Below are 16,970 nucleotides of genomic sequence, written 5' to 3' on the forward strand. Positions count from 1 at the left end.
CGCAGCGCGTTAAAGCATCGGGTTTATCACTCCAGCAGATAACCGTATGGGATTTGCTTCGTTGTCGTCGCGCGTATGCACCGGTAAATTCGTCTGACTTCGCCTTTGCCGGCGTCCTTCGAACAGATTCGACGAAGAGCTTCCTGTGACGACTGCTATTACACCCACCGCCGCCAGCGCCGCTGGCCATGCCAATCAAGCCCAGCACATCGAAATTCGCGATTTCGACGGTCCCGTCGGCGCTGAAGTTCTGGGGCTCGATCTCAGCAAGCCGTTAGGTCAGGAGGATTTCGCACGCATTCACCGCGCGCATCTGGATCATCACGTGCTGGTGTTTCGCGATCAACGCATTACGCCGGATCAGCAGATTGCCTTCAGTCGCCGCTTCGGCCCGCTGCAGATTCACGTGCTGCATCAATTCCAGTTGCCGGGTTATCCGGAGGTGCTGGTCGTCTCGAACATCGTCGAGAACGGCCAGCCGATCGGTCTCGGTGACGCCGGTCATTACTGGCATTCCGATCTGTCGTACAAGGAGAAGCCGAGCCTCGGTTCGCTTCTGCATGCGCAGGAGCTGCCTTCGGAAGGCGGCGACACGTTGTTCGCCAACATGCACCTTGCGTGGGACACATTGCCGGCGCACTTGCGCAGCGCAGTGGAAGGGCGTTCGGCGGAACACACGTATCTAGCGAAATACGCGGAACTGCAGAAGCGCAGCCCGTGGCGGCCGAATCTGTCGGCGGAGCAGATCGCACAGGTGAAACCGGTGGTCCAGCCGATCGTGCGCACCCATCCTGAGACCGGGCGGCGCGCGCTCTTCGTCAGCGAGCATTTCACGACCCGTGTGATCGGCTTGCCGGAAGACGAGAGCAAATCGCTGCTCGAAGAGATTTTCGCGCACAGTGTGCGCCCCGAGCATCTGTACCGGCATCAATGGTCCGAACACGACATGGTGTTCTGGGACAACCGCTCGCTGATGCATCTCGCGGCTGGCACGCCGGATCATCTGCGCCGCAAACTGTATCGCACGACGATTGAAGGCGACGTGCCGTTCTGACGGCAACGCCGCCCGCTATAACCACTATCACATGCTGACCGGAGTTCCGATGCTTGCCAGGTTTCACCCGACCGCTCTTCGGTCGTCTCTTTCCCGTCGTTTGACCGCCACGCTGCTTACTTTATCGATGGGTGTCGCCGGCTTCGGCGCATCCGTACCCGCGCACGCCGAAGGGCAGATCCGCATCGCCGAACAGTTCGGCATCGTCTATCTGCTGCTGAACGTGGCGCGCGACCAGCAATTCGTCGAGAAAGAAGGGCGCAAGCAGGGCCTCGATATCAAGGTTGACTGGGTGAAGCTCTCGGGCGGCTCCGCGGTCAACGACGCGCTGCTCTCCGGCGCGGTGGATGTCGCCGGTGCCGGCGTTGGCCCGTTGCTGACGATCTGGGACCGCACACATGGCAAGCAGAACGTGAAGGGCGTGGCGTCGCTCGGTAATCTGCCGTACTACCTCGTCAGCAACAATCCCAATGTCAAGACGATCGCCGACTTTACCGAGAAGGACCGTATCGCGCTGCCGGCGGTCAATGTGTCTGTGCAATCGCGCGTGCTGCAATACGCGGCGGCGAAGCGCTGGGGCGACAAGGATTACAACCGCCTCGACAAGTTCACGCAGGCGCTGCCGCATCCCGATGCCGCGGCGGCGATCATCGCGGGCGGCACGGAAATCACCGGGCACTTTGGCAATCCGCCGTTTCAGGAGCAGGAACTCGCCGGCAATCCGAAGGCGCACATCGTGCTGAATTCGTACGACGTGCTGGGTGGTCCGAGCTCCGCAACTGTGCTGTACGCGACAGAAAAATTCCGCGACAACAATCCGAAGACCTATCGCGCGTTCGTCGATGCGCTGGCGGATGCCGCACGATTTATCTCGGCGAATCCCGATGCCGCAGCCGATATCTACATCCGCACGAACCAGTCGAAAATCGACCGCAATCTGCTGCTGAAGGTCATCAAGGACCCGCAAGTGCAGTTCAAGGTCGCGCCGCAGAACACGTTTGGACTCGCGCAGTTCATGTATCGCGTCGGAGTTATCAAAAACGAGCCGAAGTCGTGGAAGGATTATTTCTTCGACGATCCGGCAACCGCGGCGGGAAGTTGAGCGTGATTTTCTTCTCGAGCTTCGCCGGCTATTCATCGGCGCGCGCGGTCGGCTTACAGGAAGCGATCTGATGGTGGCCAATCCTACCTTGCTGTTTCCGAACGATGCTGAGCAGGCCGCTCCGGCGACCAGCGAAAGACTGCTCGCGGTCGAACACGTCAACCTCGAATACCGCACGCGTGAACGGATCGTTCGCGCGACCCACGATGTGAGTTTCGACGTGTATGGCGGCGACCGCTTCGTGCTGCTTGGCCCCTCGGGTTGCGGCAAGTCGACGCTGCTCAAAGCCGTGGCCGGTTTCATCCAGCCGACGTCGGGCAGCATCTCGCTCGACGGCGTTGCCGTGCGCAGCCCAGGCGCCGATCGTATTGTCGTGTTTCAGGAATTCGACCAGTTGCCGCCATGGAAAACGGTTCTGCAGAACGTCGCTTTCCCGCTGCGGGTGGCGAAGAAGCTTTCGCGTGCCGAAGCCAAAGAACGTGCGCTGCATTATCTCGACAAGGTGGGGCTGGCTTCGTTTGCCAATGCCTATCCGCATACATTGTCGGGCGGTATGAAGCAGCGCGTTGCAATTGCCCGCGCGTTGGCGATGCAACCGCGCGTGCTGCTGATGGACGAACCGTTTGCCGCGCTCGATGCGCTGACTCGCCGCAAGATGCAGGAGGAACTGCTGCGCCTGTGGGAAGAGGTGAACTTCACGCTGCTGTTCGTCACGCATTCAATCGAAGAGGCGCTCGTGGTCGGCAACCGGATTCTGTTGCTGTCGCCGCATCCAGGCCGCGTACGCGCCGAGCTGAACAGTCACCAGTATTCGCAGGATAGTTTCGGACGCAGCGACTTTCAGCACAGCGTTGCGCGCATCCATCACCTGTTGTTCGAACAAACGGAGGCCGTTCAATGAGTACGCCCACCGTCCTGCTACCGCCGGTTCGCGAAGAGTATGAGCGTCCGCTCGAACCGCTCGGTGAACTTGTTCTCGAAGCACCGCTTCCGCTCGGCAAGCGCCTCTTTGCGCAAAGCTGGTTGCGCAAGACGCTGATTGCGCTGGTGTTGATCGCGATATGGGAAATCGCCGCGCGTGCGGTCGACAACGATCTGCTGCTGCCGACTTTCGGCGCGACGTTCAGCGCCTTCGTACAAGGTGTCTGGTCGGGCGAACTGCTGCAGAAAACGGCGGTGTCAATGTCCGTGCTGCTGCGCGGCTATCTGCTTGGCGCCGCACTCGCCTTTGTTCTGACCTCGCTTGCAGTATCGACGCGCATAGGCCGCGATTTACTCTCGATGCTGACCGCGATGTTCAACCCGTTGCCTTCCATCGCGCTGTTGCCGCTCGCTTTGCTCTGGTTCGGCCTTGGCACCGGCAGCCTGCTGTTCGTGCTGGTGCACTCGGTGCTGTGGCCGCTTGCGCTCAACACGTACTCCGGTTTTCAATCGGTGCCGGCGACGCTGCGCATGACGGGACGTAACTACGGCCTCACCGGTATGCGCCATGTGCTGTTGATCCTGGTGCCGGCCGCCTTGCCGTCGATTCTTGCCGGCCTGCGCGTGGGTTGGGCCTTTGCGTGGCGCACGCTGATCGCCGCCGAACTCGTATTCGGTGCGAGTTCCGGCAGCGGTGGGCTGGGGTGGTATATCTTTCAGAATCGCAACGAGTTGTATACGGATCGCGTTTTCGCGGGGCTGGCTGCCGTCATCGTGATTGGCCTGCTGATCGAGCATCTGGTGTTCGATACGCTCGAACGCGTGACCGTGCGGCGTTGGGGCGTGCAGCACTAACGGTCCAATGTCGCGACAATGAGGGTACGGTAACGCGCTTAAGTATGACGAAATGGGAAGCGCGCTGAAGTTCGCGAAACAACCGGTCGCTCCATCCGCTACCGGCCCCGAACCAGATCGACAGGAGACCCCGTCATGGGAATGCGCCCAGATCCTACGTTTCACGCATCGCCGAAACTCGCCATGGATGCGCCAGCGGAAGACTTCGCTTATACGCTGCTGCTCAGCCCCGATTTCTCGCAGCCCGATGCACTCGCTGTGATAGACGTGAAGCCTGGATCGCCAACCTACAGCCAGGTGGTTCATACGGTGCCGGTGCCGAACAAGGGGGACGAGTTTCACCACTTCGGCTGGAACGCCTGCTCGTCGTCACTCTCGCCGCTGACCGGCCACGCCTTTCTCGAACGGCGTTATCTGATCATTCCGGGGATGCGCTCCTCGCGCATCTACATCGTGGATACCAAGCCCCATCCGACTCAGGCGAAGATCCACAAGATCATCGAACCCGAGGAAATCTTCCGCAAGACGGGCTACTCGCGTCCCCACACGGTTCATTGCGGACCGGAAGGCATCTACGTCAGCACGCTCGGCGGCGCTGGGAAGGATGGCACAGACGGGCCGCCGGGAATCTTTATCATGGACTGCGAGACTTTCGAGGTCCTTGGCCGCTGGGAAATCGACCGCGGGCCCCAGGAAAAACACTACGATTTCTGGTGGAACCTGCCGCGCGACTACATGGTGTCGAGCGAGTGGGCGTTGCCGCCGCAATTCGAGAACGGGATCGTCCCCGAAGATCTTCTCTCGAACAAGTACGGGCACCACATCCACTTCTGGGATCTGCGGGCGCGGCGCAACGTGCAAACGATCGACCTCGGCGCCAACCATCAGATGGCGCTCGAAGTGCGGCCCGCGCACGATCCCAGCCGCGAATACGGTTTCATTGGCGTGGTGGTGGATACGACGAACCTTGAAGGATCGATCTGGACCTGGTGGCGGGAGGATGGAAAGTTTCACATCGAGAAGACCGCGACGATTCCACCCGAGCCCGCAGATCCGGAACTGCTTCCGCCCTTGCTGCAGGGATTCGGCGCGGTGCCGCCGCTCGTCACCGACATCGATCTCTCCATCGACGACAAATTCCTGTACGTCGCCTGCTGGGGAACCGGCGAAATGCGCCAATACGACGTGACGGAACCCCGCAAACCGAAACTCACGGGATCGGTGCACATCGGCGGGATCGTACGGCGCACGCCTCACCCGAACGGTCAGACCTTCGCGGGTGGTCCGCAGATGGTCGAGATCAGTCGTGACGGGAAGCGCGTCTACTGGACCAACTCGCTCTACTCGACGTGGGACGACCAGTTCTACCCGGCCGGTGTGCCGGCGGCACAGGTCATGGCGCGGGCTGAACCGGGCGGCGGCCTTGCACTGGCCGAGGAGTACTGGGTCGACTTTCCCGACGGATACCGGGCTCACCAGATCCGGCTCGAAGGCGGGGACTGCTCGACGGATTCGTTCTGCTACCCGTCGGTGGGGACTTGATTGGGAGTGGCTGGCCGCAGATCGGCCTTTGGCTAGCCGTCGCGGCGAGCGGCCTCTATCACGGGCTTAACCCGGCGATGGGATGGCCGCTCGCTGTTTCTAGCGGGCTGATGGAAAAACGTGCGCGGGCGCTGTTCTCCGCGCTCCTGTATCTCGCGGCTGGGCACGTACTGGCGATGTTCGTGGTGATCGTGCCCTTCGCCATGCTTGCAATGCTGCTCACCTGGCAGCGCGAGATCCAGATCGGCGCGAGTGTGCTGGTCATCGGCTTTGGTGTCTGCCTTCTGATCTGGCGGCGCCATCCGCGTGTCCTCGCGCGTATCCCGCCGTCGCGGCTTGCGCTCTGGTCCTTCGCCGTTGCCATCGCGCACGGCGCTGGATTGATGCTGGTACCGATCTATCTCGGGCTTTGCCGGTCTTACGACATGGACCGGGGGCATCAGGCCGCACGCGCACTGATCGACGCCAATCTGGGGATGGCGCTGCTTGTCTCAGGCGTCCATGCCACCGCCATGATCGCGGTTGGTGGACTGCTGGCCTGGTTGGTCTATCGCTACCTGGGGCTCAAGTTCGTGTCACGGAGCTGGTTCAACCTGGACGCAGTCTGGGCATCGAGCCTCATTCTGGTGGGTGCGCTTTCGTTGGTGTTCAATGCCGCGTTGTCTGGCGGTGAGGGCTGATAGGGGCGAGGGGCGGCCTCGCGTCGTCCCACGGCAGGTCACCCGATTCGTTCGCACAGGACGTCACCCTCGATCCCATTTGTTCCGCTCACGCAAAATAGTTTGTCCATAGCGGGTGTTTGCTCAGCGCGTGAATACACCTAGATTAGGCACCTATCGGAGCCACCGGCCCGGTGGGCAAGAAAGCCCAATCTAATATTCGAGGTATTCCATGAGCACGTCGCAAAAGGTCGTAGTTGTTACTGGCGCATCGCAAGGCATCGGTGCCGAGACCGTCAAAGCATTCCGCAAGCTTGATTACCGCATCGTCGCAACGGCACGCAGCATCAAGCCGTCCGAAGATCCCAACATCGTGACGGTAGCGGGTGACATCGCTGATCCGGCGACGGCGCGTCGCGTGATTGCCGAGGGCGTGGCACGCTTCGGCCGCATCGACACGCTGATCAACAACGCCGGTGTTTTCATCGCCAAGCCGTTCACCGGTTATACGTCTGAAGACTACGCTTCGGTGACGGGCGTGAATCTGAACGGTTTCTTCTACATCACGCAGTTGGCGATCGCCGAGATGGAGAAGAACAATAGCGGCCACGTGGTCAGCATCACGACGACCCTGGCCGAGCACGCCGTCGACGGTGTGCCGTCGGTGCTGGCTTCGCTGACGAAGGGCGGTCTGAACGCAGCCACTAAGTCACTCGCAATCGAATATGCGAAGCGCGGCATCCGTGCGAACGCGGTTTCGCCCGGCATCATCAAGTCGCCGATGCACGCCGCTGAAACGCACGGGGCGCTCGGCGCGCTCCACCCGATGGGCCATATGGGCGAGATGAGCGACATCGTCAACGCGATCCTGTATCTGGACTCGGCGCCGTTCGTGACGGGCGAAATTCTGCACGTCGACGGCGGTCAGAGCGCCGGACACTAAAGCAATACGAGGGCGCCAGGGAATGGATGCTCCATCTCGGTACGGATGCGGGTTTTCAGGCGTTCGATCTGATCGAATATCACGTCGAGACGATCACTCATGGCCAGTTTTCTGCGCTTGCCCGGTCCCATCGTAACGTGCCACCCTGGCGGCAAGTACCCGATTTCGCCCTGTGCTCTTTGCCTCATATAGAGCCTTGTCGGCCGCCAGTATCAGTTCCGTAGGCTCGCTCGCGCCTCGAATCGGGATCTGGGCGTCGACACCTGCGCTTATCGTGACAAAGCCAGTCGGGTTGCCCGAATGTTCAATTTCCAGACCACGAATAGCGCTCCGGATATTGTCCGCGATTTCCACGGCGTGAAATACATCCGTATTCGGAAGAAGCACCGCAATCTCTTCTCCACCATAGCGGGCGGCAAGGTCTCCCGGACGCCGGGCCGTCAGGTCCCTGATGAGATGACTAATCGTTCGCAGGCAGTCATCGCCCGCTGCATGCCCATAAATGTCGTTGTATTGCTTGAAACAATCAACGTCGACCATGATCAGTGCAAGAGCGCTCGCGTGACGCGTGGCACGACTGAATTCGTTTTGCAAAGCAACATCGAATTGACGGCGATTTGCGAGCCCCGTCAGGCCGTCTTGCATCGCAAGTCGTTCAAGGGTCCGATTGAGCGCTTCAAGTGAGGCGTGCGTCTTTGTCAGCTCCGCTTCGGCTGTCGTGCGCAATTCGATTTGCCGGATCAGATGCCAGCCGAACAAGCCCACTACAATTACAAGGCAAAGCACGCCAGAGGAATGCCAGATAGTGTCGCGCCACCACTCATGCAAGATCTCATCCTTGGACAATGCCGCTGCTACAAAGACTGGATAGTCCGGGAGGCTACGATAGTTGTTCAGCCGCGTGACACCATCCTGCGCTGACTTGATGAAAGCCGTTCCGGCCGGACCTCGGGTCGTGTAATAGTGGTACAGCTCGGTTCCCCGCATGTCTTTGCCGATCGCTTTTACATCGAACGGTCGACGAATCAGCATCACGCCGCTATTCAGGACGAGGGCAACGGCACCCGCGTTGCCAATCTGAAGGTTGTTGTAGAAGGCCTCAAAGAAACCAATATCGACGGTTGCCAACACAACGCCGCCGAAACTGCCATCCGGTTTATTGATTCTCCTTGAAACGGGAACAACCCATTTTCCACTCGATCTGCTTATTACCGGGACGCCAATATGCGGACCCGGATCAGCGTTGTGTCGATGAAAAATGAAATATTCGCGATCCGAGTTATTGAATCGATTGAGTGGCGTCGACGTGGAATTGACGATCCAGATTCCGTTTTCGTCATAGACAAAAAGACCGGCAAGCTGGGGAAGCTCCTGTTGGTGCATCACCAGAACGTCGTGCAATCGTTTAAGAGCCGCTGGGCCGATCCCATCGTGCTGAACGCGCTCAACGATGCCCAGCAACGCCGTGTCTGCTTCCTTGAACGTGTCGTCGGCCTGTCGAGCCATTGCCTGTGAGAGATTCGACGTGGCGACATCCATTTCAGCGAGCTGGACTGACCGGGCGCTCCAACTCCGCCAGCCATCGAGCACGACAAGAGACAGGCAGACGATCGCGACGAAAGCGATCGCCCGCCAGATAATGGACGGTCGATTCAGAATCAAACTAGTCTCCGAGGGCAGCTTGCACGCAGCTTGCGGCGGGGCATTTTCTGTAGGAAATACCACGATCATTGCGGGAGCATGCAGAGTATATCGGCACGCAGGCGCATTCCTTTATCTGGAGCCGCCCCCAAAATCGGGAATGCTCTATCACCAGGTGTATTTCGCGTTGGCTAGCACGGTTCGCTCGTTGCCGAATGCGCAGACCGAGTACGATTGGCAGCCGCTGATGTAGTGACGGTCGAACAGGTTTGCCGCATTCAGTGTGAAACGCCAGTTGCGCATCTGATAGTGGAGTGCCGCGTCGTACAGCGTATAGCTTGCGACCGTCAGCGAGTTGTCCGGCGCACCCGCGGACGCGCTCTGGTAGCGGATCCCTCCACCGATCCCGAAGCCGGCGAGCGCTCCTGTATGCCATGACCAGTCGGTCCACAGCGACGCCATCTGGCGGGGGCGAGGAATGTCGACCGGCCAGTTGTTCAGCGACGCGTCGTTTGCCTTTACGTTCTTCACGTCCTGATAGATGTATGACGCGATAATGGAGAGTTCGCGCGTCACGTTTCCGACCGCGCTCAGCTCGATACCGCGCGAACGCACCTCTCCGGTCTGCACGGAAGACGTTCCTGTGGGATCGAGGTTCGTCGGTGCCGGTGTCACGACGTTCGTCTGGTTGATCTGATAGACGGCTGCGCTCAACATCAGGTTCTTGCGGGCCGGCTGCCAGCGCAGGCCTGCCTCGATCTGCCTGCCGCGCGTCGGCTCGGGCAATCCGCCGCCGAACATGTCCACACCGATGACCGGATTGAACGATGTCGAATAACTAATGTATGGCGACAGCCCGTAGTCGCCTTCGTACGTGAGGCCGACACGACCGGAGAACGCGCTGACATCCTGTTTCGTCTGCAAGCGGGCCTCGTGGTCATCCAGGCGCGTGTTGACCCAATCCTCGCGGCCGCCGAGCGTCAAGGTCCAGCGGTTCCATTTGACCTGGTCCTGCGCGTACACGCCGAACGTGTTCATCGTCGTGTACTGGTCCTGGCGGCCGAGCGACGTCGGGCCCGAGAAGATCGCGGTCGTGACCGGCGTGTAGACCGGGTTGTAAAGGTTTAGCTCTGGCGCCAGCGCGAGCCACACGCTGTCGGTCGTCGTCTGCCGGTTGTACTGAAAGCCGAGCAGCACAGTATGCTCGAGCTGGCCAGTACCAAAACGTGCCTGCGCGTTGTTGTCGATGTCGAAGCGGCTGTAGTTGGGCTGAAACAGCCCTGCGTAACGCGTGATATCGGTCGTGCTGCCCTCGGCAAGGCCGCCGCCAAACACCGACGCGTCGCTGAGCGACAGGTGCATCCAGCGCAGGTTCTGGCTTAACGTCCAGATGGAATTGAGGTTGTGCGAGAACTGGTAGCCGAGCGACCACTGCTTCTTGTGGTAGTCATTGAATGTCGGTTCTCCCGTGTAGACGTCATGCGACAACTGCCCATTCGGGTTTGGCAGTACGGTGCCCTGCGCGGGCAGGAAGTTATGCGAAATATCATTCCAGTCCTGCAGGTAGGTCGCCGTGAGCGTCAGCGAAGTGCCAGAGTCCGGTCGCCAGCGAAACGACGGTGCAAGCGCGACGCGCTGGTCCGCATTCGGTCCGGTCACCGCGTTGCCGTCGCGCGCGTCGCCAACGAAGCGATACGCGTACTTACCGTCGGCGTCGAGCGTGTCGCCGATGTCGAACATTATCTGCTTGCGCGCGTAGTTGCCGACCTGCACATCCACCTCGCGCACGCGCTCGCCGTCGGCCCGCTTGCTTTGCACGTCGACGATCGCGCCCGGATCTCCTGCCCCATACAGAACCGACGTCGGCCCGCGTAGGACAGTGATGCTGTCGATCATGTACGGGTCGACGCGCCAACTCGCGATGGGTGTTGTATTCGGCGCTTGCAATCCGTCGATGAACAAGGTGGGAGTAAAGCCGCGCAGCACCGCATACAGGTCTGTGCGGCTGTCGGATCCAAACGATGCGAAGCCTGGTACGTAGCGCAGCGCCTGGTTGAGGTCGGTCGCGCCGGTCATTTCGATCTGCTGCGCAGTGACGACGTTGATCGTTTGAGGAACCTCGGTGATCGGTGTGTCGGTCTTCGTGCCGGTCACGGTGCGTTTGCCGACGAGTCCGACTGACGCCGCATTTGCCACGTCTTTCACTTTGATCTCCGACAGCGTGACGCCGGGCTTCACATCGGCCTGTACTGCGACGCTTTTCGCCTGAGTATCGTTCGCTGGTTGTGTCACCTGCGCATGTGCATGACCGGCTGCCGCTGCGCAAAACATCCCCTTCACTGTGACAGAGATCGCACGCTGCCTCGCGCCCGTTGTCCACACCATCTTCTGCTGCTCCGTTTTCTTGGCAGCCTGCTCGGCCGGCCCGTTTGTCAAAGAGCGACAGCCGTCCCGCCGCCGCCTCGTTTGTCTCCGGTGAGCGTCGCACGCTTCAGTGGCGTGTCTCTCTTCGTTGCATTGCGCACGAGTGTTTCGAGGATATCGGCCGAAAGTTGCACTAGCTTGAGAACAGCCAGGCTAAGTTAGCAGGCGCGTGAGGCGTCGTATGTTTCGTGCGGTGCGAGAGCAAGAACCTCGATGCTTGGGAAATCCAACGCTTCGAGGCAATGCCGCATGTCAGTCAGAAATGCGATGCAGGTGGGGTGAGCGGCGATCATGTTTTCTATCCATCGCTCTATGTCAGTCAGGCGTCCGTCCTTTGCAAGAACGGCCAGTTCCCGGCGATCGCTCTCTGGAGGAACGGCAACGGCGAACCCGTGTTTGCGTTGTGAACGAATAGGAGCAGAGCCGCCGGAAGAATGCTCTACGATGTTCGACGGCAACGCATCCTTATCTGCCGCAGATGGAACGATGAGTTCGAAGGTAAACGAGGTGCCGCGATGCGGCGCACTTGACACGCGCAAGTCGCCGCCCATGGTGTTGACAATGCGCTGCGCAATAATAAGGCCAAGCCCGGTGCTACCGTTCACAGCCTGTATCTGGCGAAAAGCCGTAAAGAGTTTCGACTGCGCTTCGACGTCGATGCCGATGCCGGTATCAGTGACCTCAAAACCCATGTGCCATTGATCGTCCTGCAGGCGCGCGCTCACCGTCATCGTGACGAAGCCGTCGCGGGTGAACTTGGACGCGTTCGAGAGCAGATTGAGCAGTACCTGTTGCAAGCGGCGGCCGTCGATCGTCAGTCGACGGGGCAACGACGTCAGTGCCTGATAGTTAAACTGATTGTTCAACTGCGAGCAGAGTGCGAGCGCGTATTCGGCAATGTCATCGAGAAGTGCAGGCAGGTCGGTTGCGACCGGCGCGATATCCAACGGCTGCAACTCAGTTTTCGCGTACCCGACCAATTCGTCGATCAGGCCGAGTTGATAGTTCACGCTGCGTTCGATTGCCTGGATAGGTTTCACCTGCTTCGAATCCGCCAGATCCCGCAACCGTCTGGCATAGCCCGTAATTGTAGCAAGCGGCGCACGGAGGTCATGACTCACGTAACCCAAGGTTTCGATCAGTTGCTGGTTTTTCTCCTCGGCGTAAAGCAATGCTTCGTTCAACTCCAATGTGCGCTGCGCAACCTGTTCGCGGAGTCGGTCGTGTTCGGTTCTTTGCAAGTCTGCGAGTTCGGTTCTTGCCGCGATTCGCTGCTTTCCGACGTGGTTTATCCACGCTGCGAGCACAATAAGGTTGGTGGCTAACCCAATAATTGCAACGATGGGGTTCGGGTGAATGTCGGACTTCAGCCAGGCGAGAGCTGTCGGCAAGGACCCGAGCGTTTCGAGCATGCGCAACGCAAAGCTGAACAGCGAGAAGATCATGACGAGCAGCATGATCCGCGCGGTGGGGGTCGACTGACGCGCGAGGTGTGCAGCGATAATCACCGTGAAGACACCGAACAGCGCATTGACATACACGCCGACTTGCGCGAACACGAACAGATTGCCGAATGCGGCGCCTATTGCCGCAACGCACTCCAGCAACGCAAACCCGAACAGTACGTAGCGTGCTGGCAGGTTTGTTTTTTCGCTGTGAGAGATGCGCAGGATAAATACAATGAACAGCAGCACGGCAGTACATCCGAGCACCGTCACACTTCTCGCACTCCACTCGATTGCGAACGGCCACAGATATAGCTTCGTATAGCCGCGATCCGCAGCTTCGAACAGCGCTGTCACGGCACACAGTGCTGTTAGGACGAGAAACGAGACACTGCGGGAAAAATAGGCGATGAGCAGCGCGCACCACGCCAGTGCAAGTGTGCCGCCAATCAATCCACCGTCCCAGAGCGCCGCGCGTTTCTCCAGCGCGTCGTATGCCGCTGCGGAATACAGCCTCGGTTCAAGCGTGAGTGCCGTATCGCTGGCTGCCCGGATGAGGAAAATGCGCTTTTCACCGGGAGCGAGCGTGAAATGCACCAACGAATAGCGGGATGAAAATGACTCGGATGCGGGTCGGACAGGATCGATGCCCTCACGTGTCCAGTGGCCACTGGACACCGTGTAAAAGTCCACTTTCTGAAGGCGCGCGTCCTGGAACACGAGCACGAGCGGGGCGGCTGCTGAACTATGGTTGCCCACCGCCACGCGGAGCCACCATGCCGAGCGGGTGAAACCTGGCTTCAGTCGATTTCCCTGCACCGGAACGAAGCTTGGCGCGGCTCCCGCGGACAGTGTAAGTATGTCGTCCAACCTCATCTTGTCCGAGATGTCTTCGAATACGTCCACCTGGTCCAGGGTGGGAACCCGTTGTGCCTGTTTCCCGGTGGTGTCGAGACCGACGGCAAAAGAGTGAGTGGCCCACCAGCTCAGACATATGAACAGTAAGCAGAACCACCGAGCTGTAGTCATGATGTCGTCACTCTGCCTCGAGGGTGGGTTCCGTGGTATCAACCAGGTCCCGGCTGCGATATTCCTCTCGATACGTTGAGGGGGGCATGCCAAATCGCTCACGAAACGCCGTGGCGAAATTTGCAGCACTGGAAAAGCCAATTTCTTCGGCGATGCTGGCGATACTCAATGACGTGCTACTCAACAGCTTTTGTGCGATCCGCAGGCGCTCGTCCCGGAGATACTCGAATACTGTCCGGCCCAGGTTGTCCCTGAACGCACGCGACAGTCGTTTTTCATTGGTCCCCACAAGGCGCGCGAGTTGTTCAACCGTTGGCGCATCGTTCAGCCTTTGCGACAAATGTCGAATGGCTGCGCGAACGATGACGCTGTTGCCGGTGAAGTCCGAAGCGGATACCTCATCTTCCGTATCCCGATTGCCGCGTGTCCGGGCAAGGTGAACGCGAATCCGTGCAAGTACCTCGTCCGCCTCGAATGGCTTGAGCACGTAGTCCACGCCACCGATTTCCAGACCGTTGATCCGATCGTGAAGGTCACCAGCCACGGTGAGAAATATGACGGGAATCGCAGAGGTGCGAGGGTCCGCGGCAAGAAGCCGGCAGGCGGCGAATCCATCCATCCGCGGCATCCGTACGTCCATCAGGATCAGGTCGGGTGAAATCGCCAGTGCTCGTTGATACGCCTGTGACCCGTCGAATCCGACGCTGATCCGGCATCCAGCCTTGCGCAGCACATCAATTAGCAATCGAAGCTGGTCTGGCTGGTCGTCTACCACAAGAAGATGGGCATCCGTGAGAGCACTGTTTCGGGGCGACATCGTGTAGGCGAAAGAAGCTGACGGGTAACCGTCTGGTTAACGGCGGCTGATTGCGCAGCTTGAGGCTCGCGCGGATCGGTCGCCAGCATAAAGCTGCGAAGCGTACCAGATTGTTAATTCAATTTAAATCGAGCGGTTTCCGCACGGATATCAAAAGAATTTTCCCTCCGGCAAAGCATTTCGTCCCTCCGGCAAAACGATCGTGGCAGTAACGCTGCCCATAATTCCTCGCGTCCTTACGAAAAATTTCTAATTCAAAAATTTGTAGCCGTGGGTATCAGTGGCTTGACTGTGGCGGTCTACGCGTTGTAGCGACCGCCGCTATGGAACGGCGTGCCGAGAAAAACCAGATGGCATGGGCAAGCTAAAGACTCAGATAGAGCGTGACGGAGACCAGACATGAATCCTTTTATTGGCCATCAGACGAGTGAGAGCGGAACGTAATGAACAAGAGCAGATATAAATTGGTTTGGAATCGCCGATTTGGCGCGCTGGTCGCGGCAGCGGAGACGCAACGCGGCGTGCAGGGCGAAGCGGGACAAGCGGAAATAGGGCAGGTCGGTCGACCGCTGAAGTCGAAAGTAGCACTGGCTGCACTTACGGCGCTCACGCTCTCGGCTGGATATGCACATGCAGATAATCTGGCAGTTGGCGGCGAGGTCGGAGGGACGACTGCAACGATTGGGGGTGCTACGGCTCCGTCCGCGAGTACAGGCGGGACCTTTCCCGCTGTAGCCGGTGACGCGAGCAACACGAGTCAGAACACAGCGGTCGGGATTAACGTTACTGCTAATGGCGGGGCCGCAACTGCTCTGGGTGATACGGTAACTGCAAGCGGCCAGAATGCCACGGCAGTCGGCGCTAATTCGGTCGCAAGCGGAAATAACGCCGTGGCTTTCGGTGGTGCGTCGAGTGCGGCAAATCTTAACTCGACTGCGATTGGTGCTCAGGCACACACTACTGCGGAGTTTTCAACGGCGGTCGGCACTAACAGTTCGGCCGCCGGCGGTACGGCCCTGGGCTTTCAGGCGAGCGCGAACGCGGGTGACGCTACAGCAGTTGGTGTCGATTCCGTTGCATCTGGTATCGGTAGCGTTGCAGTTTCCCGCGCACAGGCAACTGCCCAGAACGCAATCGCTATTGGTGAGAATGCCTCGGCAGGTGATGTGAATTCCGTAGCGTTAGGGGCCGGTTCGAACGCAACCACCAACAGCGCCACGGCAATTGGTCCCTTAGCGACGGCAAGCGGCGGCAGCTCGACAGCGCTCGGCAACTCAAGCTTGGCGAGCGGGGGATCGGCTATTGCAATTGGTCAGTCTTCAACCGCATCAGCAATTACTTCTGTCGCGATTGGATTTAATGCGAACGCCGCATCGGCCAACGCGATTGCGCTGGGCACGCTCACACAAGCGACAGGCGCAAATTCAATCGCGATTGGTAACGCAGCCGCGGCTTCGACCGCAGAATCGACAGCGCTCGGTTCCGGCGCGGTCACACGTGCGGCAACGAACGTGAGTAGCGTCACGCTGAACGGCGTCACCTTCGGTGGCTTCGCAGGCGCGACGCCGACCGGCGTCGTGAGTATCGGCGCGGTCGGTCAGGAACATCAGTTGCAAAATGTCGCCGCGGGTCAGATCAGCGCCACCAGCACGGATGCGGTGAACGGCTCGCAGCTTTTCTCGATTGCTTCGCAGGTTTCGGCACTCTCGAGCAATCTGACGTCAATCACCACCACGGTCGACAGGATTTCGACATCCGGCTCGAATGGCACGGTTGCAGACCCGACAGGTACGGCAGTTGGTAACAATTCGGTCGTATCCGTTCCCAATGGAACGGCTGTTGGTAACGGCTCGAATGTCTCGGGTCAAGATGGTACGGCCATCGGCACGAACTCGACTGTCACGGCTGCGCGCGCAACCGCCATCGGCACGAATTCCAAAGTCACCGGCACGGATTCGACTGCAATCGGCACCAACAGCCAGGCCACCGCGAATAATTCGGTTGCCTTGGGTGCAAATTCAGTTGCAGACCGGGACAACACAGTTTCGGTTGGTGCGCCGGGTGCTGAGCGTCAGATTACCAACGTCGCAGACGGTACGGCTCCGACTGATGCGGTCAACGTGCGACAGCTGAATGGTGCAATCAACAGCGTTCGCGACGACATGCAGAAATATCGCCGTGACGCGAGCGCGGGTACAGCATCCGCAATCGCCATGGCGAACTTGCCGCAAGCTGTGTTGCCGGGTGAGAAGGTTGTAGCACTCGCGGCCGGCAACTACGGCGGGCAGTCCGCGATGGCTGTGGGTCTTTCGGTCGCGACGCAAAAGTGGATGGTCAAAGGCTCAGTCACAACGGGTGTCTCTGGTCACGGCTCCGTGGGTGCAGGCGCGGGCGTTGGCTATCGCTGGTAAGTAATTTGCCGGTATCCCGCTGCCGTCGCCCTTGTGTTGCGGCAGCGGGCGAAGCGCCTGAAGTTAGCAGAGGAAGACCATGTTCATAAAAGTGCGAAGCGGCACGAAAAGAAAATGCTTCGATAAA

12 protein-coding genes and 1 pseudogene are annotated in these 16,970 nt (G+C 59.5%); 8 read left to right on the forward strand and 5 right to left on the reverse strand.

Annotated features, from left to right (window positions below):
- Positions 1–145: 145 nt before the first annotated feature.
- The 7 genes from KHO30_RS08920 to KHO30_RS08950 all read left to right on the forward strand — a co-directional run bounded on the left by KHO30_RS08920 (position 146) and on the right by KHO30_RS08950 (position 7,076).
- On the forward strand, positions 146–1,054 hold the full coding sequence (locus KHO30_RS08920; protein ID WP_211700598.1) for a TauD/TfdA dioxygenase family protein: 909 nt from the start codon (positions 146–148) through the stop codon (positions 1,052–1,054).
- A 49-nt stretch (positions 1,055–1,103) separates the two neighbouring features.
- On the forward strand, positions 1,104–2,156 hold the full coding sequence (locus KHO30_RS08925) for an ABC transporter substrate-binding protein (protein ID WP_200621160.1): 1,053 nt from the start codon (positions 1,104–1,106) through the stop codon (positions 2,154–2,156).
- 70 nt (positions 2,157–2,226) lie between these two features.
- A complete protein-coding gene (locus tag KHO30_RS08930; protein ID WP_211700599.1) occupies positions 2,227–3,057 on the forward strand; it encodes an ABC transporter ATP-binding protein in 831 nt (276 codons plus the stop codon).
- Positions 3,054–3,932 carry an ABC transporter permease gene (locus tag KHO30_RS08935; RefSeq protein WP_200621158.1) on the forward strand — a complete coding sequence of 293 codons (879 nt, stop codon included), beginning with the start codon at positions 3,054–3,056 and terminating at the stop codon, positions 3,930–3,932. The genes KHO30_RS08930 and KHO30_RS08935 overlap by 4 nt, the downstream gene beginning before the upstream one ends.
- A 135-nt stretch (positions 3,933–4,067) precedes the next feature.
- The gene (locus tag KHO30_RS08940) at positions 4,068–5,474 is read left to right on the forward strand and encodes a selenium-binding protein SBP56-related protein (RefSeq protein WP_093645770.1); all 1,407 of its coding nucleotides are present in this window, start codon (positions 4,068–4,070) and stop codon (positions 5,472–5,474) included.
- Positions 5,471–6,154, forward strand: a complete 684-nt coding sequence (locus tag KHO30_RS08945) for a hypothetical protein (protein ID WP_211700600.1) — start codon at positions 5,471–5,473, stop codon at positions 6,152–6,154. The genes KHO30_RS08940 and KHO30_RS08945 overlap by 4 nt, the downstream gene beginning before the upstream one ends.
- A 211-nt stretch (positions 6,155–6,365) precedes the next feature.
- On the forward strand, positions 6,366–7,076 hold the full coding sequence (locus KHO30_RS08950) for an SDR family NAD(P)-dependent oxidoreductase (RefSeq protein ID WP_211700601.1): 711 nt from the start codon (positions 6,366–6,368) through the stop codon (positions 7,074–7,076).
- Between the two features lie 20 nt (positions 7,077–7,096).
- Here the strand turns inward: KHO30_RS08950 and KHO30_RS39205 are convergent.
- The 5 genes and pseudogenes from KHO30_RS39205 to KHO30_RS08970 all read right to left on the reverse strand — a co-directional run.
- Positions 7,097–7,219: pseudogene (locus KHO30_RS39205) on the reverse strand (IS5/IS1182 family transposase); the annotation flags it as partial.
- On the reverse strand, positions 7,170–8,738 hold the full coding sequence (locus KHO30_RS08955; protein WP_342345953.1) for a sensor domain-containing diguanylate cyclase: 1,569 nt from the start codon (positions 8,736–8,738) through the stop codon (positions 7,170–7,172). The pseudogene KHO30_RS39205 and the gene KHO30_RS08955, both read right to left, overlap by 50 nt.
- Before the next feature lie 147 nt (positions 8,739–8,885).
- The gene (locus KHO30_RS08960; RefSeq protein ID WP_211700603.1) at positions 8,886–11,102 is read right to left on the reverse strand and encodes a TonB-dependent siderophore receptor; all 2,217 of its coding nucleotides are present in this window, start codon (positions 11,100–11,102) and stop codon (positions 8,886–8,888) included.
- A 197-nt stretch (positions 11,103–11,299) separates the two neighbouring features.
- On the reverse strand, positions 11,300–13,615 hold the full coding sequence (locus KHO30_RS08965) for a sensor histidine kinase (RefSeq protein ID WP_211700604.1): 2,316 nt from the start codon (positions 13,613–13,615) through the stop codon (positions 11,300–11,302).
- Between the two features lie 7 nt (positions 13,616–13,622).
- Positions 13,623–14,432 (reverse strand): response regulator transcription factor, encoded by an 810-nt coding sequence (locus tag KHO30_RS08970; RefSeq protein WP_211700605.1) that lies wholly within the window; start codon positions 14,430–14,432, stop codon positions 13,623–13,625.
- A 443-nt stretch (positions 14,433–14,875) separates the two neighbouring features.
- On the opposite strand from KHO30_RS08970, the gene KHO30_RS08975 reads away from it, so the two are divergent.
- Positions 14,876–16,843 (forward strand): YadA family autotransporter adhesin, encoded by a 1,968-nt coding sequence (locus KHO30_RS08975; RefSeq protein WP_211700606.1) that lies wholly within the window; start codon positions 14,876–14,878, stop codon positions 16,841–16,843.
- The last annotated feature ends 127 nt before the right edge of the window (positions 16,844–16,970 follow it).

Origin of the sequence: Paraburkholderia aspalathi (assembly GCF_905220735.1) — a bacterium.
Lineage (GTDB): Bacteria > Pseudomonadota > Gammaproteobacteria > Burkholderiales > Burkholderiaceae > Paraburkholderia > Paraburkholderia aspalathi.

Bases quoted from the DNA above. Each gene is read 5' to 3' on its own strand.
- KHO30_RS08925 (WP_200621160.1), top strand. From the start codon at position 1,104: ATGCTTGCCAGGTTTCACCCGACCGCTCTTCGGTCGTCTCTTTCCCGT.
- KHO30_RS08930 (WP_211700599.1), top strand. From the start codon at position 2,227: ATGGTGGCCAATCCTACCTTGCTGTTTCCGAACGATGCTGAGCAGGCC.
- KHO30_RS08935 (WP_200621158.1), top strand. From the start codon at position 3,054: ATGAGTACGCCCACCGTCCTGCTACCGCCGGTTCGCGAAGAGTATGAG.
- KHO30_RS08940 (WP_093645770.1), top strand. From the start codon at position 4,068: ATGGGAATGCGCCCAGATCCTACGTTTCACGCATCGCCGAAACTCGCC.
- KHO30_RS08950 (WP_211700601.1), top strand. From the start codon at position 6,366: ATGAGCACGTCGCAAAAGGTCGTAGTTGTTACTGGCGCATCGCAAGGC.
- KHO30_RS08960 (WP_211700603.1), bottom strand. From the start codon at position 11,102: ATGGTGTGGACAACGGGCGCGAGGCAGCGTGCGATCTCTGTCACAGTG.
- KHO30_RS08965 (WP_211700604.1), bottom strand. From the start codon at position 13,615: ATGACTACAGCTCGGTGGTTCTGCTTACTGTTCATATGTCTGAGCTGG.
- KHO30_RS08970 (WP_211700605.1), bottom strand. From the start codon at position 14,432: ATGTCGCCCCGAAACAGTGCTCTCACGGATGCCCATCTTCTTGTGGTA.
- KHO30_RS08975 (WP_211700606.1), top strand. From the start codon at position 14,876: ATGAACAAGAGCAGATATAAATTGGTTTGGAATCGCCGATTTGGCGCG.